Origin of the sequence: Sphingomonas aerolata, from assembly GCF_023935825.1 — a bacterium.
Taxonomy (GTDB): domain Bacteria; phylum Pseudomonadota; class Alphaproteobacteria; order Sphingomonadales; family Sphingomonadaceae; genus Sphingomonas; species Sphingomonas aerolata.
In genome coordinates this window covers 2,634,334-2,661,135 of the sequence record NZ_CP098762.1, presented here as the reverse complement: position 1 = coordinate 2,661,135, position 26,802 = coordinate 2,634,334, and the positions used below count along the sequence as shown (strand labels likewise).

Annotated in this window: 23 protein-coding genes and 1 other annotated feature; of the genes, 12 read left to right on the top strand and 11 right to left on the bottom strand. The window is 65.3% G+C overall.

Annotation, left to right across the window (positions count from 1 at the left end; genetic code table 11):
- Window positions 1–286: 286 nt before the first annotated feature.
- Window positions 287–2,491, top strand: a complete 2,205-nt coding sequence (locus NEF64_RS12035; RefSeq protein WP_056407643.1) for a S9 family peptidase — start codon at window positions 287–289, stop codon at window positions 2,489–2,491.
- 98 nt (window positions 2,492–2,589) lie between these two features.
- Window positions 2,590–3,618 carry an aspartate-semialdehyde dehydrogenase gene (locus NEF64_RS12030; RefSeq protein WP_056407645.1) on the top strand — a complete coding sequence of 343 codons (1,029 nt, stop codon included), beginning with the start codon at window positions 2,590–2,592 and terminating at the stop codon, window positions 3,616–3,618.
- Between the two features lie 65 nt (window positions 3,619–3,683).
- On the opposite strand, the gene NEF64_RS12025 is transcribed toward NEF64_RS12030, so the two are convergent.
- Window positions 3,684–4,325 carry a YitT family protein gene (locus tag NEF64_RS12025; RefSeq protein ID WP_031394464.1) on the bottom strand — a complete coding sequence of 214 codons (642 nt, stop codon included), beginning with the start codon at window positions 4,323–4,325 and terminating at the stop codon, window positions 3,684–3,686.
- A 333-nt stretch (window positions 4,326–4,658) separates the two neighbouring features.
- On the opposite strand from NEF64_RS12025, the gene NEF64_RS12020 reads away from it, so the two are divergent.
- A complete protein-coding gene (locus tag NEF64_RS12020) occupies window positions 4,659–5,420 on the top strand; it encodes an alpha/beta fold hydrolase (protein ID WP_056407648.1) in 762 nt (253 codons plus the stop codon).
- A 160-nt stretch (window positions 5,421–5,580) separates the two neighbouring features.
- Window positions 5,581–7,413 (top strand): M2 family metallopeptidase, encoded by a 1,833-nt coding sequence (locus NEF64_RS12015; protein WP_056408671.1) that lies wholly within the window; start codon window positions 5,581–5,583, stop codon window positions 7,411–7,413.
- 164 nt (window positions 7,414–7,577) lie between these two features.
- On the opposite strand, the gene NEF64_RS12010 is transcribed toward NEF64_RS12015, so the two are convergent.
- The 3 genes from NEF64_RS12010 to NEF64_RS12000 all read right to left on the bottom strand — a co-directional run bounded on the left by NEF64_RS12010 (window position 7,578) and on the right by NEF64_RS12000 (window position 10,139).
- The gene (locus NEF64_RS12010; protein ID WP_200912199.1) at window positions 7,578–8,042 is read right to left on the bottom strand and encodes a hypothetical protein; all 465 of its coding nucleotides are present in this window, start codon (window positions 8,040–8,042) and stop codon (window positions 7,578–7,580) included.
- Between the two features lie 78 nt (window positions 8,043–8,120).
- Window positions 8,121–9,557 (bottom strand): AMP nucleosidase, encoded by a 1,437-nt coding sequence (locus NEF64_RS12005; protein ID WP_056407650.1) that lies wholly within the window; start codon window positions 9,555–9,557, stop codon window positions 8,121–8,123.
- A gap of 102 nt (window positions 9,558–9,659) precedes the next feature.
- Window positions 9,660–10,139 (bottom strand): peroxiredoxin, encoded by a 480-nt coding sequence (locus tag NEF64_RS12000; RefSeq protein ID WP_056407652.1) that lies wholly within the window; start codon window positions 10,137–10,139, stop codon window positions 9,660–9,662.
- Window positions 10,140–10,248: 109 nt separating this feature from the next.
- On the opposite strand from NEF64_RS12000, the gene NEF64_RS11995 reads away from it, so the two are divergent.
- Window positions 10,249–10,809: a YqgE/AlgH family protein gene (locus NEF64_RS11995; protein ID WP_056407654.1), complete on the top strand. Its 561-nt coding sequence runs from the start codon at window positions 10,249–10,251 to the stop codon at window positions 10,807–10,809.
- 173 nt (window positions 10,810–10,982) lie between these two features.
- Entirely contained in the window at window positions 10,983–12,416 is a 1,434-nt protein-coding gene (ahcY, locus tag NEF64_RS11990; protein ID WP_031394782.1) for an adenosylhomocysteinase, read from the top strand.
- 107 nt (window positions 12,417–12,523) lie between these two features.
- Here the strand turns inward: ahcY and NEF64_RS11985 are convergent, their stop codons facing one another.
- From NEF64_RS11985 to NEF64_RS11975, 3 genes are read right to left on the bottom strand one after another with little or no spacing between them, the layout of a single operon-like run.
- Window positions 12,524–13,876 carry a cell wall hydrolase gene (locus NEF64_RS11985; protein WP_056408674.1) on the bottom strand — a complete coding sequence of 451 codons (1,353 nt, stop codon included), beginning with the start codon at window positions 13,874–13,876 and terminating at the stop codon, window positions 12,524–12,526.
- A gap of 5 nt (window positions 13,877–13,881) precedes the next feature.
- The gene (gene cysK / locus NEF64_RS11980) at window positions 13,882–14,802 is read right to left on the bottom strand and encodes a cysteine synthase A (protein ID WP_056407656.1); all 921 of its coding nucleotides are present in this window, start codon (window positions 14,800–14,802) and stop codon (window positions 13,882–13,884) included.
- Complete coding sequence (locus tag NEF64_RS11975; RefSeq protein ID WP_056407658.1) at window positions 14,799–16,151, bottom strand: MFS transporter; 1,353 nt, start codon at window positions 16,149–16,151, stop codon at window positions 14,799–14,801. The genes cysK and NEF64_RS11975 overlap by 4 nt, the downstream gene beginning before the upstream one ends.
- A 218-nt stretch (window positions 16,152–16,369) precedes the next feature.
- On the opposite strand from NEF64_RS11975, the gene pdhA reads away from it, so the two are divergent.
- Together pdhA and NEF64_RS11965 are read left to right on the top strand one after the other, a co-directional pair.
- On the top strand, window positions 16,370–17,419 hold the full coding sequence (pdhA, locus tag NEF64_RS11970) for a pyruvate dehydrogenase (acetyl-transferring) E1 component subunit alpha (protein ID WP_031394777.1): 1,050 nt from the start codon (window positions 16,370–16,372) through the stop codon (window positions 17,417–17,419).
- Window positions 17,419–18,843 carry a pyruvate dehydrogenase complex E1 component subunit beta gene (locus NEF64_RS11965; RefSeq protein ID WP_056407660.1) on the top strand — a complete coding sequence of 475 codons (1,425 nt, stop codon included), beginning with the start codon at window positions 17,419–17,421 and terminating at the stop codon, window positions 18,841–18,843. Before pdhA ends, NEF64_RS11965 begins: the two co-directional genes overlap by 1 nt.
- An 87-nt stretch (window positions 18,844–18,930) precedes the next feature.
- Here the strand turns inward: NEF64_RS11965 and NEF64_RS11960 are convergent, their stop codons facing one another.
- Genes NEF64_RS11960 through NEF64_RS11950 form a run of 3 tightly spaced genes read right to left on the bottom strand, consistent with a single transcriptional unit; the run spans window position 18,931 to window position 21,853 of the window.
- The gene (locus tag NEF64_RS11960) at window positions 18,931–19,581 is read right to left on the bottom strand and encodes a TadE/TadG family type IV pilus assembly protein (protein ID WP_162235407.1); all 651 of its coding nucleotides are present in this window, start codon (window positions 19,579–19,581) and stop codon (window positions 18,931–18,933) included.
- Window positions 19,578–20,204: a TadE/TadG family type IV pilus assembly protein gene (locus tag NEF64_RS11955; protein WP_056407663.1), complete on the bottom strand. Its 627-nt coding sequence runs from the start codon at window positions 20,202–20,204 to the stop codon at window positions 19,578–19,580. The genes NEF64_RS11960 and NEF64_RS11955 overlap by 4 nt, the downstream gene beginning before the upstream one ends.
- A complete protein-coding gene (locus tag NEF64_RS11950; protein ID WP_261362604.1) occupies window positions 20,201–21,853 on the bottom strand; it encodes a TadE/TadG family type IV pilus assembly protein in 1,653 nt (550 codons plus the stop codon). Before NEF64_RS11950 ends, NEF64_RS11955 begins: the two co-directional genes overlap by 4 nt.
- 69 nt (window positions 21,854–21,922) lie before the next feature.
- Between NEF64_RS11950 and NEF64_RS11945 the strand changes: the two genes are divergently transcribed.
- Together NEF64_RS11945 and NEF64_RS11940 are read left to right on the top strand one after the other, a co-directional pair.
- The gene (locus NEF64_RS11945; protein ID WP_056407667.1) at window positions 21,923–22,612 is read left to right on the top strand and encodes a squalene/phytoene synthase family protein; all 690 of its coding nucleotides are present in this window, start codon (window positions 21,923–21,925) and stop codon (window positions 22,610–22,612) included.
- Between the two features lie 79 nt (window positions 22,613–22,691).
- The gene (locus tag NEF64_RS11940) at window positions 22,692–23,171 is read left to right on the top strand and encodes an EF-hand domain-containing protein (RefSeq protein ID WP_056407670.1); all 480 of its coding nucleotides are present in this window, start codon (window positions 22,692–22,694) and stop codon (window positions 23,169–23,171) included.
- On the opposite strand, the gene trmFO is transcribed toward NEF64_RS11940, so the two are convergent.
- Window positions 23,107–24,474: a methylenetetrahydrofolate--tRNA-(uracil(54)-C(5))-methyltransferase (FADH(2)-oxidizing) TrmFO gene (gene trmFO / locus NEF64_RS11935; protein ID WP_056407672.1), complete on the bottom strand. Its 1,368-nt coding sequence runs from the start codon at window positions 24,472–24,474 to the stop codon at window positions 23,107–23,109. The genes NEF64_RS11940 and trmFO overlap by 65 nt on opposite strands.
- Window positions 24,475–24,532: 58 nt before the next feature.
- On the opposite strand from trmFO, the gene NEF64_RS11930 reads away from it, so the two are divergent.
- Together NEF64_RS11930 and NEF64_RS11925 are read left to right on the top strand one after the other, a co-directional pair.
- Window positions 24,533–24,964 (top strand): DUF488 domain-containing protein, encoded by a 432-nt coding sequence (locus NEF64_RS11930; RefSeq protein WP_031393264.1) that lies wholly within the window; start codon window positions 24,533–24,535, stop codon window positions 24,962–24,964.
- A 174-nt stretch (window positions 24,965–25,138) separates the two neighbouring features.
- Window positions 25,139–25,194, top strand: a sequence feature (sul1 is cis-regulatory element that is thought to sense ions involved in sulfur or methionine metabolism; They are found in Alphaproteobacteria).
- A 71-nt stretch (window positions 25,195–25,265) separates the two neighbouring features.
- On the top strand, window positions 25,266–26,747 hold the full coding sequence (locus NEF64_RS11925) for a SulP family inorganic anion transporter (protein WP_056407674.1): 1,482 nt from the start codon (window positions 25,266–25,268) through the stop codon (window positions 26,745–26,747).
- Window positions 26,748–26,802 lie beyond the last annotated feature (55 nt).

Here is a 26,802-nt window from a genome sequence, read left to right as displayed (position 1 = left end):
CCATCCGCCGGCGGGTCCGGTCGGCCTGGGCTTGACGGCTTGGCCGCGGGCGAGCGCATCACGCGGGGTTTACGGCTTTACGGGGGCGGGACGCGCCGCGATAACGCGCGCGGCACCGGCACCGCGCTGGAGCCCGTCCATCGGAGACTATAGGATGCGTACATGGTTGCTTGGGCTTGCACTTGCTTCGGTCGGAACCGCCGCGATGGCTGCTGACGGCGCGTCCGCGCAAACGGCAGGCGCCGCCGACGGCGTTGCCACGCCGAGCGATCCGGCTGCGGCTCCCATGGCGGCTGCAGCCCCGGCCGGCGATCTGACGCTGGCGCGGGTGTTCGGCAATCCCGACCTGTCGGGCCCGCAGCCGCGCGCGGTACGGCTGTCGCCCGACGGTGCGCTGTTGACCTCGCTGCGCAACCGGGCGGACGAGAAGGAGCGGTTCGATCTCTGGGCGGTCGATACCGCCACGGGCCAGGAGCGGATGCTCGTCGATTCGAAGAGTGTAGGCAGCGGCGCCGAGCTGAGCGAAGCCGAGAAGATGCAGCGTGAGCGCGCGCGGATCGCCGGGTCGAAGGGTATCGTCGCCTATGACTGGGCCCCCGATGGCAAGTCGATCCTCGTGCCACTCGACGGCGACCTGTACATCGCGACGCTCGACGGCAAGGTCCGGCGGCTGACTGATACACCGGGTGGCCAGCTGAACCCTGTGATCAGCCCCAAGGGCGGGTTCGTTTCCTATGTCCGCGACCAGAATCTCGTCGTCCAGCCGCTCGCGGGCGGCGAGGCGCGCGCGGTCACCAAGGGCGGCGGCGGCACCGTCCATTTCGGCGAGGCGGAGTTCGTCGCGCAGGAGGAAATGGATCGCCGCACGGGCTATTGGTGGTCGCCCGACGAGCGCTATGTCGCGGTCGAGCGGTTCGACGAGGCACCGGTGCGGATCTTCACGCGCGCGTCGATCGGCGCGACCGGGACCAAGGTCTATGATCAGCGCTATCCCGCCGCGGGCACGCCCAATGCACTGGTCGACCTGTATGTGATGAAGCCCGACGGGTCGGGACAGGTGAAGGTCGATCTGGGCACCAACCCCGACATCTATCTGGCGCGGGTCGACTGGACGCCGGACGGGACGATGTTGCTCGTCCAGCGCCAGAGCCGCGACCAGAAGCTGCTCGAGATGCTGCGCGTCGACCCGGCAACGGGCAAGTCGACGATCCTGTTCACCGAGAAGTCGGGGGTGAAGAGCTGGCTGAACCTGTCGGACGCCTACCGCGTGCTGAAGGACGGCAGCCTCATCTGGCGGTCGGAACGGAGCGGCTATGGCCATCTCTACCGGTTCGCGGCGGGGCGCTGGACGCAGCTGACCAAGGGCGACTGGGTCGTGACCGGGCTGGTCGGCGTCGACCAGGCCAAGGGGCGGCTGTTCTTCACGGGCAACAAGGACGACGTGCTCGAGCAGCAGCTCTATTCGGTCGATATTGCCAAGCCGAATGCGATCACCAAGCTGACCGAGAGCGGCTGGTGGAACAGCGCGTCGATGGACGGCGCGGGGACGCGGTTCATCGTCTCGCGCTCGAACCCGTCACAGCCGACCCAGGTCTATCTGGCGGATGCGACCGGCAAGCGGATCTCGTGGATCAACGAGAATGCGGTGAAGGAGGGGCATCCCTATCATCCCTATGCCGCCAGCCATCAGCAGACCAAGTTCGGCACGCTGAAGGCCAAGGATGGCACGACGCTCTATTACGAGATGATCACCCCGCCGATCGAGCCGGGCAAGAAATATCCCGTCTTCTTCCAGCATTATGGCGGTCCGGGCACCGGCCAGCAGGTCACGCGCGGCTGGCAGGGGCCGCTGCCGCAATATCTGGTCGATCAGGGCTGGATCTTCTTCCAGATCGACAATCGCGGCTCCTACAACCGCGGCAAGAAGTTCGAGGACGCGATCTATCACGCGATGGGCACGGTCGAGGTCGAGGACCAGCTGGCCGGGGCGGAGTATCTGAAGACGCTGCCGTTCGTCGAGCCGAGCAAGATCGCGACCTATGGCTGGTCCTATGGCGGGTACATGTCGCTGAAGATGCTGGAGAAGACGCCGGGGGTCTATGCCGCCGCAGTCTCGGGCGCGCCGGTCACCGACTGGCAGCTCTATGACACGCATTATACCGAGCGGTATCTGGGCGATCCCAAGACCGATCCGGCGAGCTATGCGACGTCGGCCGCGGTCGAGGATGCGTCGCTGATCAAGGATCCGCTTCTGCTGATCCACGGCATGGCGGACGATAACGTGTTCCTCGACAATTCGACCAAGGTGGCCGCCAAGATGCAGGCGACCGCGACGCCGTTCGAGATGATGTTCTACCCGGGCTATACGCACCGCGTCGCGGGGCCGGGGATCAGCGAGCATGTCTGGGGGACGATCCTCAACTTCCTCGACCGGACGGTGAAGGACAAACCTGTTCCCGGCGAAGGGACGAGCTTGCCCCCGACGAAATAAAGTTATCTGGCAGGGCGCGTCGGAGACGTATACGGACGCGCCCGGATGAAAATCAGCAATGTCGCGATCGTTTCGCGGCGGCATCAAGGGACGACATAATGGGTTATCGGATCGTGGTCGCAGGGGCGACCGGCAATGTCGGGCGCGAAATGCTCAACATCCTGGCGGAGCGCGAATTTCCGGCGGACGAGATCGCCTGCGTCGCATCGTCGCGCAGCCAGGGCGAGATGGTCGATTTCGGTGACACCGGCAAGCAGATCAAATGTCAGAATATCGAGAATTTTGACCCCACCGGCTGGGACATGGCGCTGTTCGCGATCGGGTCGGAGGCGACCGCGGTCTACGCACCGAAGTTCGCCGCGGCGGGCTGCACCGTGATCGACAATTCGTCGCTGTACCGGATGGATCCGGACGTGCCGCTGATCGTGCCCGAAGTGAATGCGGACGCGATCGACGGCTATAAGGTTCGCAACATCATCGCCAACCCGAACTGCTCGACTGCGCAGATGGTCGTCGCGCTCAAGCCGCTGCATGACGCCGCGAAGATCAAGCGCGTCGTCGTCGCGACCTATCAGTCGGTGTCGGGCGCGGGCAAGCAGGGCATGGACGAGCTGTTCGAGCAGAGCCGCAACATCTTCGTCGGCGACCCGGCCGAGGCCAAGAAGTTCACCAAGCAGATCGCGTTCAACGTGATCCCGCACATCGACAGCTTCCTCGACGACGGGTCGACCAAGGAAGAGTGGAAGATGGTGGTCGAGACGAAGAAGATCCTCGACCCGAAGATCAAGGTCACCGCGACCTGCGTCCGCGTGCCGGTGTTCGTCGGCCATTCGGAAGCGATCAACATCGAGTTCGAGAGCGAGATCTCGGCCGAGGAGGCGCAGAACATCCTGCGCGAGGCGCCCGGGGTCATGCTGATCGATAAGCGCGAGGATGGCGGCTATATCACGCCGATCGAATGCGTCGGCGAGTTCGCGACCTTCATCAGCCGCGTGCGCGAGGATTCGACCGTCGAGAACGGCATCAACCTGTGGTGCGTGTCGGACAATCTGCGCAAGGGCGCGGCGCTGAACGCGGTGCAGATCGCCGAGCTCCTGGGTCGTCGGCATCTGAAGAAGGACGCGTAGGTCGTTGGTCGGGGGGGGCGGCACGCCCCTCCCGTCATCGCGCACCTAAAGAATGGCCGCTGAGATCAGTGGCCGATATAGCGGCCCGGGCGGTGCCAAGCGATCAGGATAAGGCTGATGGCGGCCGCGCTTAGGACCGACCAGCCGAACTGACCCGCGCTGACGACGGGAATCGCCGCGGCGAGGATCACCACGTCGAGCGCGATCTGTGTGCGGCCCGCATTCCACCCACGCGTGCGCTGTAGCCACAGCGTCACGACCCCAGTGCCGCCGACCCCGGCCTGATGTCGCGCGAGGACGAGGATGCCGAGCCCGATCACCGTGCCGCCGACGATCGCGGCGAAGAACGGGTGCATCTGGTCGACGTGCATCGATCCGCCCGCGAAGGTCGAGAAGGCGGCGATCCCGGCATTCACCAGCATCGTCTTGATCGCGAAGCGGCGGCCCATCGCGTAATGCGCGAACAGGAAGAACGGCAGGTTGATCAGCGTGAACAGCACGCCGGTCGGCAAGGGCACCAGATAGGACAAGAGCAGCGCGATCCCGGCGATCCCGCCGGTGACGAGCCCTGCCGCCTTCAGGAAAACCAGCCCGATCACCAGCAGGATGCAGCCGATGACGAGCGCGTAAAAATCCTCCGCGATGCTGTGCGGGCGTCCCAGCGGGAGTGTGGCTGAGGGAAGGGTGGCGTCGGCAGATGGCGGCATTGCGGGTCCTTGGTCGGGCCCTTCGCGCATCCTCGGTGAATCGTCCGACGCGATCCTTGTCCCTTAGCTAAAGGAGTTTGCGTGCCACACTACCCCTTTTTGTGATCGCGTCGTACGGCAGGGCCATAACGATGGGCGCTCGTCATCCTGACGAAAGTCAGGATCCAGGATACCAAGCGCCGCATCCGTGGCTCTGGATCCTGACTTTCGTCAGGATGACGTAGCGGAGGGTCGCGGATATTCCCGGAGCGCGTCTCTTCGTGGCGGTTGACAGCATGGTGTTGTGTGTCGGACGGGGGCGACGACATCCTAAGATTATAGGGATCTGGATCCGTGGCACATTCCCCGACCGAGACGCAGTATTTCGAGAGCTTTGACGGCACGCGGATCGCGTGGCGCGAGGTCGGCGAGGGGCGGCCGGTGGTGCTGATCCACGGCTATTTCTCCGACGCGAAGACCAACTGGATCCGCTACGGCCATGCCGCCAAGATCGCGGCCAAGGGGTTCCGCGTGATCATGCCCGACCTGCGCGCGCACGGCGAGAGCGGCAAGCCGCATGGGCTGGAATTCTACCCCGCGGATGCGCTGACGCTCGACGGCCATGCGCTGGTCGATCATCTCGGGCTGACCGATTATGATCTTGGCGGTTATTCGCTCGGCGCGCGGACGACGTCGCGAATGCTGGCGACGGGCGCGACCCCCAGGCGCGTGATATTTTCCGGGATGGGGCTCGCCGGGCTGACCGAGACGTCGCGGCGCGCGGGGCATTTCCGCAATATCCTCACCAATCTGGGCGAGCATGTCCAGGGCACGCCGGAGTGGCTGGCCGAGGCGTTTCTGAAGACTACGGGCGGCGATCCGGTCGCATTGCTCGGGATCCTAGAGACCTTTGCGGATACACCGATCGAGGCGGTCAAGGCGATCGAGCAGCCGGCACTGGTGGTGTGCGGTGCGGAGGACGAGGATAACGGGTCGGCACCGGACCTCGCCGCAGTCCTGCCGCAAGGTCGTTATGTCGCGACGCCGGGCGGGCATATGAGCGCGGTGGTAAAGCCCGAACTTGGCCAGGCGATCGCGGACTTTCTTGCTGAATAGACCCCGGTCATCCTGACGAACGTCAGGACCCGCAGCCAGGCAGCGCCGCCCCCCGTGACCCTGGGTCCTGACTTTCGTCAGGATGACGGGAGGGCGTGGCTGGCGGGTTGACCATCTGGCGGCGGATCATCCATCAGGGCCTCACGATAAGGGGATGATGATGGTTCGGTTCAGCGTTTCGATGTTTGCTCTCGCCGGCGCGCTGTGCGCTGCGCCGTCAGTGGCCGGTGCTCAGGCCACCGCTGCTGCGTCCAGGCCGACCGCCGCGCAGGCGGACGCGTTCGTCGCCGAGGCGGAAAAGGTCTTTGCCGCCAAGTCGGTCGACGCCTCGCGCGTGGCGTGGGTGAACGCGACCTACATCACCGACGATACCGATGCGCTGGCGGCGAAGTCGGGCGCGGAGATGACCGATCTCGGCGTGAAATATGCGCTGGGCGCGGCGAAATACGCCAATGTCCCGGGCCTGTCGGTCGACACGAAGCGCAAGCTCGACCTGCTCCGCGGGGGGCTGACGCTGCCCGCCCCGACGCGGCCGGGCGCATCGGACGAACTGTCGATGCTGACGACGAAGATGTCGTCGTCCTACGGCAAGGGCATGGGGACGCTCGACGGCAAGCCGATCAACGGCTCCGACATCGAGGCGGCGATGGGCGAGAGCCGCGATCCCGCCAAGCTGCAGGAGATGTGGACGAGCTGGAACGACGCGGTCGGCGCGCCGATGCGCGGCGACTATGCCAAGATGACCGCCATCTCGAACGAGGGCGCGCGCGAACTCGGCTACAAGGATGTCGGTGCGCTGTGGCGGTCGGGCTACGACATGAGCCCCGAGCAGTTCGCCGCGCTGACCGACAAGATCTGGAAAGAGGTCGAGCCGCTCTACATGGCACTGCACACCTATACGCGGTGGAAGCTCAACGAAAAATATGGCGATGCGGTCCAGGCGAAGACCGGGCCGATCCGCAGCGATCTGCTCGGCAATATGTGGGCGCAGGAATGGGGCAATATCTACGACATCGTCGCCCCCAAGGGGGCTGGCGATCTCGGCTTCGACACGGGCGAGCTGCTGAAGGCCAAGGGCTATGACGCAGTGAAGATGGTGAAGCAGGGCGAGGGGTTCTACTCGTCGCTGGGCTTTGCGCCGCTGCCCGAGACCTTCTGGAAGCGGTCGCAGATCACCAAGCCCGCGGACCGCGACGTGATCTGCCATGCCTCGGCCTGGGATATCGACAACCAGGACGATATCCGGATCAAGATGTGCACCAAGGTGAATGCGGACGACTTCGTCACGATCCACCACGAGCTCGGCCACAATTACTACCAGCGCGCGTACAAGGCGCAGCCGATGCTGTACAAGAACGGCGCGAACGATGGCTTCCACGAGGCGATCGGCGATACCGTCGCGCTGTCGATCACGCCCGATTATCTGGTGAAGATCGGGCTGCTCGATCAGGCGCGGGTGCCGAGCGCGGACAAGGACATCGGCCTGTTGCTGCGCCAGGCGATGGACAAGGTCGCGTTCCTGCCGTTCGGGCTGCTGATCGACAAATGGCGCTGGGGCGTGTTCTCGGGGCAGATCCCGACGACCGGCTATCAAGCGGCATGGGACCAGATGCGGCTGCAATATCAGGGGATCAAGCCGCCGGTCGCGCGCGACGAGACGAAGTTCGACGCGGGCGCGAAATATCACATCCCGGCGGCAGTGCCCTATACGCGCTATTTCCTCGCGCGCGTGCTGCAGTTCCAGTTCTACAAGGCGGCGTGCGAGCAGTCGGGGTGGAAGGGGCCGCTGCATCGCTGCTCGTTCTACGGCAACAAGGCGGTCGGCACGAAGCTGAACGCGATGCTGAGCATGGGGCAGTCCAAGCCCTGGCCCGACGCGCTGCAGGTGTTCACGGGCAGCCGCGAGATGTCGGGCGCGGCGCTGGTCGAGTATTTCAAGCCGCTCAAGGCGTGGCTCGACGTGCAGAACAAGGGCAAGCCCACCGGTTGGTGAGGCAAGGCTGTCATTCAACCGCCCCGTTTCCCCGCGAAAGCGGGGATCCAGGGCCGCGAGCGCGTTTCGGGTTTTAGCGGGGCTCAGGCGTCCGCGGGGGAGCAGCCTCGTACCTCCCCGGTCTTAGCCGGGGGAGGGAACCGGTCGAACGGTCCCGGGGACGATTATTCCGGGATCGTCCCTTCGTCGGCAATCCCTGCCTCGAACGACTTCGACGAATCCGTACTGTCCGCCTGATGCGCGTGCTTGCCAGCGGGTTTGGGCGTCTTCGGTGTGCTGCCGCGAAGGGTCAGCAGCGCTGCGGCGGCGCCGAGTACCGCGACGCCGCCCGCGATCGCGGCGGCACCCCATTTGCCGCCGACCTTGTCGATCGGCTTGGCGACGGGCGGCGGCGTCTTGCGCGCCGATATCGGTCGCGGCGTGCTGCGCTTGGTCGAGCGGGGCTTGGGGGCGGGCTTGGGCTTGCGCGAGACGGGGACCGCCTTTTCGGATGTCGGCTTGTCGAGTGCCGGCGCGGCCGGCGCAACCACTGGCTTTGCCGGCTTGGGTGCACTGGCCTTGCGCGGCGCGCGGCGGCGCGTGACGACGGGCTTCTTGGCGTCCGTTTCAGGCGGGTCGGTGTCGGCCACGGCTATGCTCCCTCACAAATGATCCCGCGGGCGTAACGCATCGGTATGCGATGCGCTCCGAAAATCGCGCGGCAGGCCTTACCGGAACGGCGGCTCGTCGAACGCCCGCAGCTTGCGGCTGTGCAGCTTGGCGCCCTCCTGGCGAAGCTGCTCACAGGTTTCGATCCCGATCCGCAGATGCTCGCTGATCGCGCGTTCGTAGAAGCGGTTGGCCTGACCCGGCAGCTTCAGCTCGCCGTGGAGCGGCTTGTCCGAGACGCAGAGCAGCGTGCCGTAGGGAACGCGGAAGCGATAGCCCTGTGCGGCGATCGTCGCCGATTCCATGTCGATGCCGACCGCTCGCGACAGCGAGAAGCGCAGCGCCGATTTCGAATAGCGCAGCTCCCAGTTGCGGTCGTCGGTGGTGACGATCGTCCCCGTACGCAGCCGGCGCTTCAGGTCCTCGCCCGACTGGCCCGAGACGATCTCGGCGGCCTTGGCCATCGCCACCTGGACTTCGGCGATCGCGGGGACGGGAATCTCGGGCGGGAGCACATCGTCGAGCACATGGTCGTCACGCAGATAGGCATGCGCGAGCACATAGTCGCCGATCCGCTGGCTGGGACGCAGGCCGCCGCAGTGACCGATCATCAGCCAGGCCTCGGGACGCAGTACCGCAAGATGGTCGCAGATCGTCTTGGCGTTGGACGGGCCGACGCCGATGTTGACGAGCGTGATCCCGGTGCGGTCGTCCGCCATCAGGTGATAGGCGGGCATCTGATGCCGCCGCCATGCGCTGTCGGAGATGATCTTGTCGATATCGTCCCCTGACGAGATCGTGATCCCGCCCGCACCCGACAGCGTCGTGAACCGGCTGTCTTCGCCGAGCTGCGTGCCCGCCCAGCGAACGAATTCATCGACATAGCGGTGGTAGTTCGTAAACAATACGAAGCGCTGCGCGTGTTCGGCAGGGGTGCCCATGTAATGGCGCAGCCGTGCGAGACTGAAATCGGTGCGCAAGCCATCGAACAGCGCGAGCGGACGGGTGTCGTCCTGCGCGACCCACAGTCCGTCGGCGATCTCGTCACCGATATGCGCGAGCTCGGTGGCGGGAAAGAACCGTGCGAGCTCGGTCGCGGAGACTTCGTCGAGGCTCAGCGCGTGGCCGGGATCGATGACGTACGGGAAGGGAATCTCCTGCCGCCCTTCGACGGCTTCGACCTCCACGTCATAGTCCTCGATCAGCAGGGTGAGCTGTTCGGTCAGATAATCGGCGAAGATCGCGGGTTTGGTCACGCTGATCCGGTATTCTCCGGGATTCACCATCCGCCCGAAGGAGCGGAGCGGGGTCGGGCGGTCAATGCCGCCTTTGTAGATCAGCCGGATTTCGGGATAGGCGAACGAGCCATCGCTGCGGCTTGCCGGATCGGGCACGGTGCCGTCGGCGATATACGCACTCATGGCGGACTGGAGCCGCGCGACGGAGGCGCGGTAGAGGCGGTCGAGTTCGGCGACCAGGTCGGATGCGATTGTCATCGCCCAGTGTTACGCGGGCGAGATTACGGAGGCAAGACTGGCGCGCGTGCGGCGCCAGCTCCATCATTCCCGCGTGCGCGGGGATGACGGAGCGCGACGCGATCAGATCTCGCTAAGCAGGTACTCGGCGGAGCTCACCTTGAACTCACCGGGGGCCTCGACGTTGAGCTGCTCGACGACGCCGTCATTGACGATCATCGAATAACGCTGGCTGCGCGTGCCCATGCCGAAGCCCGAGCCGTCCATCGTCAGTCCGACCGCCTTGGCGAAATCGCCATTGCCGTCCGCGAGCAGCGTAATGTCGCCGGCACCGGCCGACTTGCCCCATGCATCCATCACGAACGCGTCATTGACCGATGTGCAGGCGACCTCGTCGATGCCCTTGGCCTTCAGCGCAGCTTCCTTTTCGACGAAGCCCGGCAGGTGCTTGGCAGAGCAGGTCGGGGTGAAGGCGCCGGGCACCGCGAAGAGCGCGACCCTGCGGCCCGCGAAGAAGGTCTCGGACTCGACCTGATCGGGGCCGTCCGCGGTAGCCTTGACGAGAGTGGTGTTGGGAAGCCGGTCGCCGACGCTGATCGTCATGGAAATTCTCCTGTCGCCGCGAGATCGTCCCGGGCGGACGGTACCTCGTATGGGAGGCGCGCGATTTCAAGCGTGGCGGCGGGGCCGTCGCGACGCTATGGTCTAGGGCATGGACAAGACGGCTTTTCTTTCCGGGCAACTCCTTCTGGCAATGCCGGGGATGAGCGATCCGCGGTTCGCCCGCGCGGTGATCGCGATGTGCAGTCATGACGAAAACGGCGCGCTCGGGATTGGTCTCGGCGCCACCGTCGACGGTCTCGGCTTTCACGACCTGCTCGAACAGTTCGAGATCGCACCCGGTGACGCGCCCAATGCCCCGGTGCATTTCGGCGGGCCGGTCGAACCCCGCCGCGGCTTCGTCATCCATTCGTGCGACTGGGGCGGGCAGGACACGATCGAGGTCGCAGGGCTCTGGGCCTTGTCGAGCACGATCGACGTGCTCCGCGCGATCGCGGAGGGGAAGGGGCCGTCGCAATGGGTCGTCGCGCTCGGCTATGCGGGATGGGACAGCGGGCAGATCGAGGGCGAACTGGCGCGTCCCGGCTGGTTCAACGTCGCCGGCGCCGCCGATCTGGTGTTCGACACCAACGCGGATGAGCGCTGGAGCAGGGCGTTCGAGCGGGCCGGCGTCGACCCGCGGCTGCTGGTGGCGGATACCGGTACGGCCTGACGATCGCGGTGCGCATCCGCGGGTCAAGATGACATTCTAGCGCGGCGAGGACCGTTCCGGGCGTCATATAAAGATATCTTTATATTTGATTTGGGCGGCCCGTTCCTCTATGCGGCCCTGCATCCGGCACGGGCATGAGGCTCGCCGATCAAAGATTTCCAGGAGATATCCTCGTGGCCACCACGCTCGCGCCCCAGAAGACGGACGGCAAGACCGATTACGTCGTCGCCGACATCAGCCTTGCCGATTTCGGCCGCGCCGAGATCAACATTGCCGAAACCGAAATGCCGGGCCTGATGTCGCTCCGCGAGGAATTCGGCGCAGCGCAGCCGCTCAAGGGCGCGCGCATCACCGGTTCGCTGCACATGACGATCCAGACCGCGGTGCTGATCGAGACGCTGACCGCGCTCGGCGCCGACGTCCGCTGGGCGACGTGCAACATCTTCTCGACGCAGGACCATGCCGCCGCCGCGATTGCTGCGACGGGCGTGCCGGTGTTCGCGATCAAGGGCGAGACGCTCGCCGACTATTGGAACTATGTCGGCGACATCTTCTCGTGGGATCGCGACGTCGAGGGCCAGACCGCCAACATCATCCTCGATGACGGTGGCGACGCGACGATGTTCGCACTCTGGGGTGCAAAGCTCGAAGCCGGCCACACGATGCCCGAGCCCGAGAATGAGGAAGAGGTCGAGATGCAGCGTGCGCTGAAGGCGTATGTCGCAAAGAACCCCGGCTATCTGACCGAGACCGTCAAGAACCTGAAGGGCGTGTCGGAAGAGACGACGACCGGCGTTCACCGCCTGTACGAGATCGCCAAGAAGGGCGAGCTGCCGTTCCCCGCGATCAACGTCAACGACTCGGTCACCAAGTCGAAGTTCGACAATCTCTACGGCTGCAAGGAATCGCTGGTCGACGCGATCCGTCGCGCGACCGACGTCATGCTCGCGGGCAAGGTCGCCTGCGTCGCCGGTTTCGGTGACGTCGGCAAGGGTTCGGCCCAGTCGCTCCGCAACGGCGGCGCACGCGTGATGGTCACCGAAGTCGATCCGATCTGCGCACTGCAGGCGGCGATGGAGGGCTTCGAGGTCGTGACGATGGAAGACGCCGTGAAGCGTGCGGACATCTTCTGCACCGCGACCGGCAACGCCGACGTCATCACCGCCGATCACATGAAGGCGATGAAGCCGATGTCGATCGTCTGCAACATCGGTCACTTCGACTCGGAGATCCAGATCGCCGCGTTGTCGAACTATGACTGGACCGAAGTGAAGCCCGGCACCGACCTGGTGAAGTTCCCGGACGGCAAGCAGATCATCATCCTGGCGAAGGGGCGCCTCGTGAACCTGGGTTGCGCCACCGGCCACCCGTCGTTCGTGATGTCGGCCTCGTTCACCAACCAGACGCTCGCGCAGATCGAGCTCTGGACGAAGGGTGAGAACTACAAGAACGAAGTCTATGTCCTGCCGAAGCATCTCGACGAGAAGGTCGCAGCGCTGCACCTCGAGAAGCTGGGCGTGAAGCTGTCGCAGCTGACCCCGAAGCAGGCCGGTTACATCGGCGTGCCCGTCGAAGGCCCGTTCAAGCCGGATCACTATCGCTACTGATCGCACACGCGATCTGAAGCGGAAAAGGCCGCGTCTACCGAAGGGTGGACGCGGCCTTTTCTTTTGGATCTGAATGTTGCGTGTCGACTGGTATGCCGGTCTTTGCGTCACATCTCGGTCACTTGTGGTGCTTTCCTGACGTCCGGCTTCAACACCGGGGCTGCGGCTGCGGCTGCCGCTGGCGTGGCGGGCGTCTTGCGCCGCACACCGTCGAGCTCCTGTGGCGCATCCGCCGGGGGTGCAGCCTTGTCCACCGCCGCGGGGGCCGCGCGCAGCGTCTGTCGCGCGCGCATGCACTGCGAGGGATCGGGCCGGCGGACCTGCTGGCAGTTCCACAACGCCTTTTCGTAATCGGCCGAGCGATCGCGCAGATAGCTGAACGTGATTGCCGCGCTCTGCACCGGCGTCAGCGGCGTGGACGTTGCGGCCTTGGTTTTGTCGGCCCATGCCATGAACCGACAAAAGGCACGGTCGCCGCAGGCGATCGTCGCGAGCGTCGGGTAGGCGTTGGGGAGCACGCCCGGCGAGAAGGTCATCAGCACCGTATCGCCTTCGGCAGTCGCGAAAGGCGTCGAGGCGGCGTTCGCGAGGTCACCGGCGACCGCGTCATCGCCCAAAACAAAGCCGAGCGCGGCGGATGCCTCGGCAATCGCGGCATCGGCTTCTGACAGCGCGGCGGCGGTGCGGTGCGCATCCGAAATAGGCGCGAGCTGCGCGATGACCGGTTCGCCCTGCTCGGGCGCGCGCCGGAAGGCTGGGGGCGTGCCCCACCAGCCCGACCAGCGGAAGAACAGGTGCGAGCCGACCGCGACGATCTTGTCGAGGCTCGACTGCCAATAGGGGACGACCCAGTCGGTGTGGTAATGCGTGGCATAGCCGACCGGTCGATAGACATTGCCCGACAATGCGGCGGTCGCGACGCTGCGCGCCCGGCGCCAAGCGTCCTCGGAGGGCTTCCATCGAAGCAGCGCGCCGTCGCAGCTGAAGCTGAACTGGCATCCCGTCGCGCGCGTCTCGCCCTCGAACACGACCCCGCAGACGGTCTTCGGAAAGGCGGGATGACGTAGGCGGTTCAGTACGACCTGCGCGACGGCGCGTTCGCCGACCGTGTCGTCCCCCGCCTCGTACAGCGTGCCGGCCGCGAGGCAGTCGGTCGCGCGTGCAAGGTCGTCTGCGGTGCCAGCGAAGCGGAACGGCCGTGCAGCGGGGTTCGGATCAGTCGAGAACGGCACCGTGGCGTTGAACGCCCGCGCATCCTCAGGCGCTAGGTCGACGAACCGGACCGGCTCGACGGGGGGCAGCTCGGCCTGGGGCACGACGCGCTGTTTCGGCATCGCGGCGCGCGCCGGGTGCGGCAGCGCCGGAGGATTGGTCACGACGAGCGTCGGTCCGACGATCGCCGCAGCCGCGATCGCGAGTACCGACACGCGCAGATAAACGGCGCCACGCGCATCGGTCATCGTCGTCACTGCTCCGGAAGGAAGTCCGGCACGGACAGATAGCGCTCGCCGGTATCATAGTTGAAGCCGAGAACGCGGACGTCGTCGGGAAGATCGGGCAGCTTCTGCAGGATCGCGGCCAGCGTCGCGCCCGAGCTGATCCCGACCAGCATGCCCTCTTCGGCCGCCGATCGGCGTGCCATGTCCTTGGCGACCGCGGCATCGACCTCGATCACGCCGTCGATCGCCTGGGTGTGGAGATTGGCGGGGATGAAGCCTGCGCCGATGCCCTGGATCGGATGCGGGCCCGGCTGGCCACCGGCGATCACCGGCGAGGCGGCGGGCTCGACCGCATAGACCTTCAACTCGGGCCAGTGCGCCTTCAGCGCCTCGGCGACGCCCGTGATGTGGCCGCCGGTGCCGACGCCCGTGATGATCACGTCGATCGGCGTATCCCGGAAATCTTCGAGGATTTCCTGTGCTGTCGTGCGGACATGCACGTCGATGTTCGCAGGATTTTCAAACTGCTGCGGCATCCAGGCGCCGGGCGTCTCGGCAACGCGCTCGCGCGCGCGTTCGATCGCGCCCTTCATGCCCTTCTCGCGCGGGGTCAGGTCGAAAGTCGCACCATAAGCGAGCATCAGACGCCGACGTTCGACGCTCATGCTTTCGGGCATCACGAGGATCAGCTTGTAGCCCTTGACCGCTGCGACCATCGCCAGGCCGACGCCGGTGTTGCCGCTGGTCGGTTCGATGATCGTGCCGCCGGGCTTCAAGTCACCGGCCTTTTCCGCGGCCTCGACCATCGCCAGCGCGATACGGTCCTTGATCGAACCGCCCGGGTTGGACCGTTCGGATTTCACCCAGACTTCGGAATCGGGGAAGAGCTTCGACAGGCGGACGTGCGGCGTGTTGCCGATCGTGTCCAGGATCGAGGAGGCTTTCATGGCTTGGCTTCTCCGTGCTGTGGTTCGGTCTCTAGGATCTCGGGGGGATCAAAGGTCTTCGCTGCCCCGAGTTCCGGGAACAGGCGCGCCCAGCCGATCGTGACGGCAATAGCACCAACCCCGCCGAACACCACTGCGCCGACCGGGCCGAGCAGCGATGCCATCACCCCGCTTTCGAATTCGCCGAGCTCGTTCGAGGCCGAGATCGTCAGCTGCGATACCGCGCTGACCCGGCCGCGCATCACGTCGGGCGTGTGAAGCTGGATGAGCGACTGGCGGACATAGACCGAGATCATGTCCGCACCGCCCGCGACGATCAGCGCGACGAGGCTGAGGACGAACGCGGGATGAATGGGGAACCCCGCAACCGTGCCGGGGGTGAGCCCGATTAGCTCGACGATCGGCGTCGCGACCCCGAAGGTGAGGATCGCGATGCCGAACACGATCACCGCGACCAGCATCTTGACCCCGACATTGCGGGACATCGGCCGAATCGAAAACCAGATCGCGGTGACCGCGGCGCCGATCCCCATGCCCGCGGCGAGCACGCCGAGCCCCTGCGACCCGACATGCAGGATATCGCGGGCATAGACCGGCAGCAGCGACGTGGCTCCCGCCAGCAAAACCGCGAACAGGTCGAGCGTGATCGTCGCGAGCACCAGCCGGTTGCGGCGGACATAGGTGAAGCCCTCGATGATCCGCGCGAGGGGGCGATGGTCGGTCTGCGCGGCGGGCTGTGCCACCGGGCCGATCAGGAACATGAACACGAGCGCCACGAGGAAGAGCAGCGTCGCCACGCCGTACGCGACCTCGGGATGGATCGCGTAGAGCAGCCCGCCGACGCTGGGGCCTGCGATCGTTCCGACCTGCCACGCGATCGAACTGATCGCGATCGCGGTGGGGAGCACCGCCCGGGGCACGAGATTGGGCGCCAGTGCCGAATAAGCCGGCCCGGAAAAGGCGCGCGCGACGCCGAAGGCGACCGCGGCGGCGAACAGTGCGCCCAGCGTGAGATGGCCGGACCATGTCAGCAGCCAGAGCGTCGCGGCGGTGAGGACCAGAAGCGTGGTCGTGCCGCGGACGATCCAGCGCCGGTCGAAGCTGTCCGCGACGAGCCCGGTGATCGGGGTCAGCAGGAACAGCGGCACGAACTGCGCAAAGCCGATCATCCCGAGCATGAACGCCGCCTGGCGGATGTCCATCGTTTCGCGCGCGAGGTTGTAGACCTGCCAGCCGATGACGATCGACATCGCGCTGACCGCGATCGTGCCGGCGAACCGCGACAGCCAATAGGCGCGAAAATTGGCGATCCAAAAGGGATGCTGATGCGGGTCGATCGTCGGGTTCATTGTCCTGGGCTTTAGGAGGTCGGGCGCGGAAAGGGCAACCGGAGCTTTGCTTGGGGCGGGGATAGGGGCGGGGGCGACGACCCGCGAGTTGGGCGCGACGGATCGAGGCTCGCGGGACAGTCGCAAAATCGCATACCCCAGACGGGAATTGATGTTCGGCCCCGTCCGCGCCTATAGGCTGCGGCAACTCCCCTACGGAAAACGAGGTTTCCCACATCGTGGCCAAAGCCCCCCCAGCACGTGCAATCGCCGAGCCCCCGATCACCAACCGTGAACGGCCAGCCGAACCCAAGCCCTATGAGGCCAGCAAGGACGAGCTGCTCGCCTTCTACAAGCAAATGCTGCTGATCCGGCGTTTCGAGGAAAAGGCGGGCCAGCTTTACGGTCTCGGCCTGATCGGCGGCTTCTGCCATCTGTACATCGGCCAGGAAGCCGTCGCAGTCGGCCTGCAGTCCGCGCTCGACGGCGAGACCGATTCGGTCATCACCGGCTATCGCGACCACGGCCACATGCTCGCCTACGGGATCGACCCGAAGGTTATCATGGCCGAGCTGACCGGGCGCGGCTCGGGCATCTCGAAGGGCAAGGGCGGGTCGATGCACATGTTCTCGACCGAGCATAAATTCTACGGCGGGCACGGCATCGTCGGTGCTCAGGTGTCGCTGGGCACCGGCCTCGCGTTCAAGCATAAATATTCGAACGACGGCGGCATCTGCATGGCCTATTTCGGCGACGGCGCCGCGAACCAGGGCCAGGTGTATGAGAGCTTCAACATGGCCGAGCTGTGGAAGCTCCCGATCATCTTCGTGATCGAGAACAACCAGTACGCCATGGGTACGAGCGTCAATCGCGCCTCGGCCGAGGACCAGCTCTATCGCCGCGGCGAATCGTTCCGCATTCCCGGCATCCAGGTCGACGGCATGGACGTGCTGGCGTGCCGCGGGGCCGCCGAAGAGGCGATCGCCTGGGTCCGCGCGGGCAAGGGCCCGGTCATCCTCGAGATGAAGACCTATCGCTATCGTGGCCACTCGATGTCCGATCCGGCGAAATACCGTACGCGTGACGAGGTCCAGGCGGTCCGCGACAAGTCCGACCCGATCGATCACATCAAGAAGCTGCTCGACGAGCAGGGCGTGACCGAGGCGGACCTGAAGTCCATCGAACAAGAGATCAGGAAGACTGTGAACGAAGCCGCCGATTTCGCCGAACAGACCCCCGAGCCGGATGTCGCCGAGCTCTACACCGACGTTCTGGTGGAGTCGTACTGATGGCGATCGAGATCAAGATGCCCGCGCTCTCCCCGACGATGGAAGAGGGTACGCTCGCCAAATGGCTCGTCAAGGAAGGCGATAGCGTCAAGTCCGGCGACATCATGGCCGAGATCGAGACCGACAAGGCGACGATGGAGTTCGAGGCTGTCGACGAGGGCACGATCGGCAAGATCATGGTCGCCGAGGGTACCGACAATGTGAAGGTCGGCACCGTCATCGCGACGCTGCTCGAAGAGGGCGAAAGCGCCGACAGCGCGCCGACCGAGGCGCGCGCGGGCGAAGCCGCCAACGCCGCGCCCAAGGAGACTCCGTCGGACGACAAGGCGCCGCCGGTGCCCGAGGGCGCGTCGCCTGCCAAGGCCGAGAGCGGGACGCAGCAGCTCGTCGCGTCGGCGGAGAAGGTCGGCAAGACCGATCCGGCGATCCCGGAGGGTACCGAGATGGTCAAGACAACCGTCCGCGAGGCGCTACGCGATGCGATGGCCGAGGAAATGCGCGAGGACGACCGCGTCTTCGTGATGGGCGAGGAAGTCGCGCAGTATCAGGGCGCGTACAAGGTCACGCAGGGGCTGCTCGACGAGTTCGGCGAGCGTCGGGTGATCGACACGCCGATCACCGAATACGGCTTTGCCGGCATCGGTGCAGGCGCGGCGATGGGTGGCCTCCGCCCGATCGTCGAGTTCATGACCTTCAACTTCGCGTTGCAGGCGATCGATCACATCATCAACTCGGCCGCCAAGACCAACTACATGTCGGGTGGCCAGATGCGCTGCCCGATCGTGTTCCGTGGTCCCAACGGCGCCGCGTCGCGCGTGGGTGCGCAGCATTCGCACAACTTCGCGGCCTGGTATGCGAGCGTCCCCGGCCTGATCGTGATCGCGCCCTATGACGCGGCGGATGCCAAGGGCCTGCTGAAGGCGGCGATCCGCACCGACGATCCGGTCGTGTTCCTCGAGAACGAGCTGATGTACGGCCGCAGCTTCGACGTCCCCAAGCTCGACGACCATGTCCTGCCGATCGGCAAGGCGCGCATCGTCCGCGAGGGCAAGGACGTGACGATCGTCAGCTACTCGATCGGTGTGGGCATCAGCCTCGAGGCAGCCGAGAAGCTCGCCGAGGAGGGGATCGACGCGGAGGTCATCGACCTGCGCACGCTGCGCCCGCTCGACACCGACACGGTGCTGAAAAGCCTCGCCAAGACCAACCGCATGATCATCGTTGAGGAAAACTGGGCAACCTGCTCGATCGCGTCCGAGATCGTGTCGGTGGTGATGGAGCACGGCTTCGACGACCTCGACGCGCCAGTGCTGCGCGTGACCAACGAAGACGTGCCGATGCCCTATGCGGCGAACCTCGAAAAGCTGATGCTGGTCGATGTCGCAAAGGTCGTCGATGCGGCGAAGAAGGTGACGTACCGGTAACGGCTTGCCGTTCGAGCGAGGGGCTGCGTGCGGTGTCTGCCGCCCAGCCCCAAGCCCGTTTCGTCGAGTTTTCGCGATCCGACGCCGTCAGGCGCTGAACTGAGTGCAAGGCGAGGCGGTGCCTGTCGATTGCACGTCGTTGACCTTACGCTCGCGTACCGTCATCCCGGTGATCGATCGCAATGTGCGCGCACCGAGAAAACTGTTCGAGATGAGCGGCTGATAGGCATAGACGACCTCAACGAAGATGACTTCGTCGTTGGGACCCGCGGCGATCTTGCGCCCAGATGGTCCGATTCCCGCAACACCCAACGACGCGCCGGCAGCGCCATAGGACGACGTTACAGCCAGAGCGCCGGAACAGCGTTGCCACCGGATCCTCTGATTGGTTACTGTGCCGGCTGAGTCCAGGATCGGCTGCACGCTCGAAACAATGATGCGGCCGTTCGCGGCAAAGCCCATCGTCGATCCGATGTCCTTGATCCCGTTCAGTGACTCGGTGATGTCGCCCTCGCTAATGCCGATCCGAATGCGTGCGATCTGGTCCGTCGTGAGTGTCGCGACGTCACCGACTTTCTGCGATGCATAAGCGAGATTGACGGTCTCCATCCCGACCATCGTCAGGCCGACGAAGATTGGCAATGCCAACGCGAATTCCAACAGCGCGATGCCGGAGCAATCGCCGCGAATTGCTATGACGCGCTGTCGCGTCGGGCGTAGTTTGGGGGAGGTAATCACGATTTGCACCGGATGGTTGGGGCGGTCTGCGCTTCGAACGGCTGGCGACGCACCACCGTGCTGGCCTGTGTGCCGGTGCGCGACGATCCGCCAATGAAGCGGTTGATCGGCAGCAACCGGTCATATGTCACGGTCACGGTGTATTTTACAATGTCGTCGGCCCCGCCGATCGAATTTGCGCCCGTGGTCACGATGTTGCGGACACCGTTATTGTCGACGTCTTCCCAGCAGTCCGACTTGTCCTTCACGCCATTACCATCGGTATCGACAGGACCGTCAAGAATGCCGTTGTTGTTGAGATCCTGCGTCAGGCGCTCGAGCGTGCCGAAGCTGTTATACCGGTTCACGCTACCGCGCACGATGTCCACCGTGGCGGAAGGCGCGACGCGTCGGATCTGCGCGCGCAGTTCGGTTTCCCCGACGCTCGCATCGGCATTCTGCAGCGTAACCGCACGGGTCAGCGTCTCGACTGCGCCAAGCGTGACGGACCGGACATAGGCCTGATAGCCGACCTCCATCGTTCCCATGATCATCACGCAGAGCGGGGCAAGGATCAGTGCGAACTCGGTTACCGTCGCACCGCGCCGGTCCTGGGTGATTGCGGGGAGGAGGCGGTATGTCACCGCGAGAGCCTCAGCGACCCGATATTCTCGCCGATGTCCTGGAACGCCTTGTTGAGCGCATCGCTGTCTGCGGCGCGATAGCCGTAGCCGGCGCCCGACGAACAGGCCTGAAGGGCAGCAGACAGGGTCGATCCGTTGCCGAAGGAGATCGCGTAGATTTCCGCTTCCATATTCTTGATCGCGTCGCAGGTCATCAGCAGACGCTTTTCGTGGTTTTCATCCGACGTGTCGCGGTTGCCGTTGTTCGTAATGCGCCTCCAGAACAGCTCCTGCGCATAAGCTCCATAGCCGACATTGCCGGTGTCCATCTCGCCGTCAGTCATCAGGATGACATAGCGTTTGACCGGGAAGCCATTGTAGATTGCCGGATTGTCACTTCCCCATAATCCGTTTCGCGACAACAGCCGTGCCGCCCACAACATGCCGATATCAAGATAGGTGCCGCCGTTCGCGACAAAGCCGGTGTTGAACGCGAAATAGTCATTGAACGCGTTTGCCGTCATCGGCGCGAGCTCGCGCATTGCCTTGGGGCAGGCATATTGCGCGACTCCAGTCGCCTCCGTGTCGGCCATCGTCCAGCGTGTGTCCGTGCTGTTCGGGACGACGTCGAATTTCAGGTCCTGCGCGTTCGCCGGAAGGTTGCCGGGGATCTGATAGCCTGAGTTGGCCGTGATCAGGTTGCTCGTGCCGCGTTCCTCGACGCACCCGTCCCACTTCTTGGCGATCCAATCCGCGTCGTGAGATGTCGTTGCAGGCGCGTAGGCACAGGACGTGGACGCTGCGCCGCACCAGGAATAACGGTAGGAACCGCTGGCATTGAACCAGCCGGGATTGCGGGCATAGAGCGTCGCTCCCGTCGCACCGGTGCTGAACCCAGGGTTCGTCATCTGTGAGAACGGCACGATTGCCCAACGAATCCGCTTGCGGGAGCTGGAGGACGCAGCGGAAAATTGCGATTCGATGATTGCCATCTGCGCCTGAAGCGACTTCAGCGCATTGCGCAGCCCCTGCATGCGCGAGATGTTGCCCGTTCCGATCGCACCTTCTTCCGCGACATAAGTCACGTCCCTTCCGGCGACCCGGAGGATGTTGCCCAACTGTGCGTTGGCATAGGTACTGCAACTCGATGCCGTGCGTGCCGGCGCGCACGCCATCGACCCGGTGGTGTCGAGCACCAGAACGATGTCGATGTTCGCATAGTCGTCACGGGCACTGCAATTGACCGTCACCGCGACGGTGCTTGTCCCGAACAGCCGCATGATCGCGGTGTTCATCGTCGTCGACAGCGTCAGGTTGATCGTATCCGTCGCGCTGGTGAGCGTGGGGACGATCGTGAACGGCGCGGTATCGTATGACGTCTGCGGGAAGTTGAAGTTGACGAAGCTTGCGATCTGCCCGGAAACGCTGGTGGATAGCGACCCTCCGGCGCCCATCGCCCGCCGCCCGGCGAGTACGCCGGCGTCACAGGCCTGCTGAAGTCGCGTGCGCACGAGATAGGCGCGGCTGAGATCGAGACCGGCACCGATAAAGGCAGTCATTGGCAGGATCGCCGCCGCGACGATTGCCAGGACATTGCCCTTGGTGTCGCGAGCTAGCCTGCCTAGAAAGCCACGGGCCGGCGAAGATGCCTTATTCCTACAGAATCGCATTGTGCGCCATCGAACGAAATTGGAAGTGCAGGTCTTGCACCGGAAGTCGATAAGCGGAGCACAAGCAATATGGTTAACGAGACTGCCTCGGCGCAGACGGCACCTCCAGTGCCGGCCGTCAATCCCGAGCGCGCGCTTGCCCTGAGCTACGCCCCGGCCTCGACCCGGCCCGGGCTCGAGGCGCTGTTCGCGCTCGATACGGCGCTCGGCACGATCCTCAAAACGACGCGCGAGCCGATCGTCGGGCAGATGCGGCTGACCTGGTGGTATGAGGCGCTCGGCCGGCTCGACACCGCGCCGCCGCCGGCCGAGCCCGTGTTGCAGGCGCTCGCACGCCATGTCGTGCCGCAGGTCGGCGGCGCGACGATCGCGACGATCGCCGAGGGGTGGGAGGCACTGCTTGAAACGCCGCTCGACGATGCAGCGGTCGAACGCTTTGCCCGCCTGCGCGGCGGACAGCTGTTCGCGGCGGCGGCATCTTTGCTGGCGGCGTCAGACGATCGCATCGCGGCGGCGGGTGAGGGATGGGCGCTGGCAGATCTGTCGCTGCGGCTGTCGGATCCGCAACGCGCGGCAGGCGTGGCCGCGATGGCGCGCGGGCGGCTCGATACGGCGCTCCACGGCCGCTGGCCACGACGCGCACGATCGCTCGGCGCACTCGCACTGCTGGCGCGGGTCGATCTTGCGGCGCCGGAGCGACCGGCCGGCAGCCCGAAGCGGGTCGGCCGTCTGCTGCTGCACAGACTGGTCGGATACTGACCGGTTCGTTTGAGATCGGCGCGCTGCAGGACTAGCCTTGCGCCTGGACGGGGACGTCCGGGGGTGGGGGAGACCGGGGATGTGGCGATACCTGACGGGCGGCGCGGCGCTGATCGCGCTGATCGGTGCGGCAATACTGGGCTTTGGCGGCAAGGTGCGATCCGGGCCAGTGCTGGCGCCACAACCGACCGCGCAGGCGCAGACCCAGGCACAGGCGGACGGCGGGACCGACCCCTTGCCGCCCACGGCGCCGCGCGCGACCGATGCAACGCGCGAACAGCGCCGATTTCAGCGGTACGACAAGGATCGCGACGGCGCCGTGACGCGCGACGAATATCTGGTCGCGCGGCGCAAGGCCTATACGAAGCTCGACGTCGATGGCGACGGGCGGCTGTCGTTCGACGAATGGGCGGTCAAGGCGACGACCAAGTTCGCCGGTGCGGATGCGGACAAATCGGGCGCGATGACCGCGCCCGAATTTGCCACCACCGCGGTCAGGCGGAAGCCGTCGTCTCGGGCTGCCTGTCCGCCGGTTCCGCCGTCGTCTGAGGAGAGTTGAGCCACGCCGCCAGCGCCGCGCGGCCGCGATCGGTATACATCCGCTTGCGATCGGTCTTCTTGGTGCGGCCGGGGATCGGCGGGAACAGCCCGAAATTGACGTTCATCGGCTGATAGGTCTCCGCCTCTGCGCCACCGGTGATGTGGCCGAGCAACGCGCCGAGTGCGGTCGCAAAGGGTGGCGGCGTCAGCGTCTGGCCGGTCAGTTCGGCGGCGGCGAACCGGCCCGCGAGCAGGCCGATGCCGCAGCTTTCGATATAGCCCTCGCACCCCGTGATCTGCCCGGCGAAGCGGATGTTCGGCCGCGATTTCAGCCGCAGCGTCGCATCGAGCAGTTCGGGCGAGCGGATGAAGGTGTTGCGGTGCAGGCCACCCAGCCGGGCGAACTCGGCATTCTCCAGGCCCGGAATCGTGCGGAACAGCCGGACCTGATCGGCGTGCTTCAGCTTGGTCTGGAAGCCGACGATGTTCCAGAGCGTCCCCTGAGCATTGTCCTGGCGGAGCTGGACGACCGCGTGCGGCCAGCGCCCGGTCTTGGGATTGTCGAGCCCGACGGGCTTCATCGGCCCGTAGCGCAGCGTGTCGACGCCGCGCTCCGCCATCACCTCGATCGGCATGCAGCCGTCGAAATAGGGCGTGTCCTTCTCCCAGTCTTTGAACGGCGTCTTCTCGCCATCGACCAGGCCCTGATGGAAGGCGAGATACTGGTCCTTGTCCATCGGGCAGTTGATGTAGTCCTTGCCCTCGCCCTTGTCCCAGCGCGAGGCGAACCACGCCGTCTCCATGTCGATCGAGTCGCGGTGGACGATCGGCGCGAGCGCGTCGAAAAAGGCGAGTGCCTCGCGGCCGGTCTCGGCGCCAATCCCTGCGGCGAGCGAGGCGGCGGTGAGCGGGCCGGTCGCGACGATCGTCGGGCCGTCGGGCAGCGCGTCGATGCGTTCGCGGACGAGCGTAATGTTCGGATGCTGGTCGATCGCCTCCGTCACGCTGTTCGAGAAATTGTCGCGGTCGACCGCGAGCGCGGAGCCGGCGGGGACGCGGTGGATATCCGCCTGACGCATGATCAGCGAGCCGAGCGTGCGGAGTTCCTGATGGAGCAGGCCGACCGCATTGCTCTCCGCATCGTCGGATCTAAAACTGTTCGAGCAGACGAGTTCGGCGAGGCCGTCGGTCTGGTGCGCGGGCGTGGCTTCGCCGCTGCCGCGCATTTCGGAGAGGCGGACCTTGAGGCCGGCTTCGGCGAGCTGCCAGGCGGCTTCGGATCCGGCGAGGCCGCCGCCGATAACATGGATGTCGTGGGTCATTCCCGCCAGATAGCGCCGGACGCTTGCCGTGTCAGCGGTCCAATCCCACTTCGCTCTCATGAAGATCTTCACGATCGGCTATGAAGCCACCACGATGACGGACTTTCTCGCGGCGCTGAGGCAGGCCGGGGTCGAGCGGGTGATCGACGTCCGCGCGCTGCCGCTGTCGCGTAGGCCGGGATTCTCGAAGACGTCGCTTGCGGCGTCGTTACGCGAGGCGGAGATCGATTACACGCATCTGAAGGCGCTCGGGACGCCGAAGCGCGGGCGCGATGCAGCGAAGAAGGGTGACGTCGCGACGCTGACCGCGGTGTATGACGAACAGCTCGAACTGCCCGAGGCGCAGGCACAGGCGGCGATCATGCTCGCGCTCGCGGCGGAGAAGCCAAGCGCGCTGCTGTGTTACGAGCGCGACCCCTGCCATTGCCACCGGACCCTGCTGTTGCAGGCGGTGGGCGAGGGGGCCGAGGTGGTCGACCTGTTTACGTGATTTTCGACGGGCTTGACCCTCCGTCATCCTGACGAAAGTCAGGATCCAGAGCCACGAACGGTGAACTTCAGCAACCCCGTCATCCTGACTTTCGTCAGGATGACGGGGTTGTGGAGTAAGAGTGGCAGACCGCGTTGCAATGCAGCACCGTATCCGCTAGCAGGCCCGCATTCGCTTGGACCCGGTGCAATTCCGGGTGGCTATTCCGGCCGCCGATCCGCCGGACAACGCAACGACGCCATTGTGAACACCCGCGACCGAAAGCGTCGCCGCGGTTCGTGCGTCCTATGCGGACACATCCATGACAATTTCTGCTTTTTCTCGTTACCGCGCCGAGTGGTATAGCGGCCCGACGGCCGCGCGGCGTGACATTCTCGCCGGCATGGTCGGCACCTTCGCGCTGATCCCCGAGGTCATCGCCTTTTCCTTCGTCGCCGGCATCGATCCCGAAGTCGGCCTGTTCGCCTCGTTCGTGATCGGCATCGTCATCGCCTTTGCGGGCGGGCGCCCCGCGATGATCTCCGGCGCGGCGGGCTCCGTCGCGCTGGTCGCTGCCGCGCTCGTTCATGCGCACGGGCTGCAATATCTCCTCGTCGCGACGATCCTCGCGGGCATGCTCCAGATCGCGTTCGGGCTCGCCAAGCTCGATGTGCTGATGCGGTTCGTCTCGCGCTCGGTCCATGCGGGCTTCGTCAACGCGCTCGCGATCCTGATCTTCTCGGCGCAGGTGCCGCAGATGGTGGGGGTCAGCTGGCAGGCCTATGCGATGATCGCGGGCGGGCTTGCGATCATCTACCTCGTGCCGCGGATCTCAAGTGCGATTCCGTCGCCGCTGATCTGCATCGTCGTGCTGACCGCAATCGCGATGTGGTTTCCGATGCCGCTGAAGACGGTCGGCGATCTCGGGCGGCTGCCCGATTCGCTGCCATCGTTCGGCTTGCCCGATGTGCCGTTCAGCTGGGATACGCTGCGCATCGTCGCCCCCTATGCGTTTGCGATGGCGGCGGTTGGGCTGCTCGAATCGATGATGACCGCCAATGTCGTCGACGAGATGACCGAGACGCGCAGCTCCAAGGCGCGCGAATGCACCGGGCTTGGGCTCGCCAACATCGCTGCGGGCGCGTTCGGCGGGATTGCCGGGTGCGGGATGATCGGCCAGACGGTCGGCAATGTCCGCTATGGCGGCACCGGACGGCTCTCGACGATGGTCGCCGGCGTGTTCCTGCTCGTCGTGATGGTGCCGTTGCGTCCCTGGGTCGCCCAGGTGCCGGTCGCGGCGCTGGTCGCGATCATGATCATGGTGTCGATCAGCACCTTCTCCTGGGGGTCGTTGCGCGATCTGGTGCGGCATCCCAAGGTGTCGAGCGTGGTGATGCTGGCGACGGTCGTTGTCACCGTCGCGACCCACGACCTGTCGCTCGGCGTCGGGGTGGGCGTGCTGCTGAGCGGCGTATTCTTCGCGTGGAAGGTCACGCGGATGATGGACGTGGCGGTCGAGTACGACGCGACGAGCGATACGCGCATCTACAGCGTGACGGGGCAGGTGTTCTTCGCCAGCGCCGATATCTTCGCAGACCGGTTCGACCTGCGCGAGGAGGCCAAGCATGTGCGGATCGACCTGACGGGCGCGCATCTCTGGGACGTCACCGCCGTCGGCGTGCTCGACGATGTGGTCGCCAAGCTGCGGCGGCATGGTGCGGTGGTCGAGGTCGTCGGGCTGAACCAGGCGAGTGCGGTGCTGGTCGACCGGCATGCACCGTTGATGCGCGATCTGGCGGCGTGATCGGGTAGCGGGGGGCGGATAAACGACGGTCGTCGTTGTCGCCCCTCCGTCACAC

What these genes read in the sequence shown, in the direction of transcription:
- trmFO (WP_056407672.1), bottom strand. Translation starts at nt 24,474, where the DNA reads ATGACCCACGACATCCATGTTATCGGCGGCGGCCTCGCCGGATCCGAA.
- NEF64_RS11950 (WP_261362604.1), bottom strand. Translation starts at nt 21,853, where the DNA reads ATGCGATTCTGTAGGAATAAGGCATCTTCGCCGGCCCGTGGCTTTCTA.
- NEF64_RS11965 (WP_056407660.1), top strand. Translation starts at nt 17,419, where the DNA reads ATGGCGATCGAGATCAAGATGCCCGCGCTCTCCCCGACGATGGAAGAG.
- NEF64_RS11985 (WP_056408674.1), bottom strand. Translation starts at nt 13,876, where the DNA reads ATGACCGATGCGCGTGGCGCCGTTTATCTGCGCGTGTCGGTACTCGCG.
- NEF64_RS11925 (WP_056407674.1), top strand. Translation starts at nt 25,266, where the DNA reads ATGACAATTTCTGCTTTTTCTCGTTACCGCGCCGAGTGGTATAGCGGC.
- NEF64_RS12030 (WP_056407645.1), top strand. Translation starts at nt 2,590, where the DNA reads ATGGGTTATCGGATCGTGGTCGCAGGGGCGACCGGCAATGTCGGGCGC.
- cysK (WP_056407656.1), bottom strand. Translation starts at nt 14,802, where the DNA reads ATGAAAGCCTCCTCGATCCTGGACACGATCGGCAACACGCCGCACGTC.
- NEF64_RS11995 (WP_056407654.1), top strand. Translation starts at nt 10,249, where the DNA reads ATGGACAAGACGGCTTTTCTTTCCGGGCAACTCCTTCTGGCAATGCCG.
- NEF64_RS12005 (WP_056407650.1), bottom strand. Translation starts at nt 9,557, where the DNA reads ATGACAATCGCATCCGACCTGGTCGCCGAACTCGACCGCCTCTACCGC.
- NEF64_RS11930 (WP_031393264.1), top strand. Translation starts at nt 24,533, where the DNA reads ATGAAGATCTTCACGATCGGCTATGAAGCCACCACGATGACGGACTTT.
- NEF64_RS12035 (WP_056407643.1), top strand. Translation starts at nt 287, where the DNA reads ATGGCGGCTGCAGCCCCGGCCGGCGATCTGACGCTGGCGCGGGTGTTC.
- NEF64_RS11940 (WP_056407670.1), top strand. Translation starts at nt 22,692, where the DNA reads ATGTGGCGATACCTGACGGGCGGCGCGGCGCTGATCGCGCTGATCGGT.
- NEF64_RS12000 (WP_056407652.1), bottom strand. Translation starts at nt 10,139, where the DNA reads ATGACGATCAGCGTCGGCGACCGGCTTCCCAACACCACTCTCGTCAAG.
- NEF64_RS12015 (WP_056408671.1), top strand. Translation starts at nt 5,581, where the DNA reads ATGGTTCGGTTCAGCGTTTCGATGTTTGCTCTCGCCGGCGCGCTGTGC.
- NEF64_RS12025 (WP_031394464.1), bottom strand. Translation starts at nt 4,325, where the DNA reads ATGCCGCCATCTGCCGACGCCACCCTTCCCTCAGCCACACTCCCGCTG.
- NEF64_RS11975 (WP_056407658.1), bottom strand. Translation starts at nt 16,151, where the DNA reads ATGAACCCGACGATCGACCCGCATCAGCATCCCTTTTGGATCGCCAAT.
- NEF64_RS11945 (WP_056407667.1), top strand. Translation starts at nt 21,923, where the DNA reads ATGGTTAACGAGACTGCCTCGGCGCAGACGGCACCTCCAGTGCCGGCC.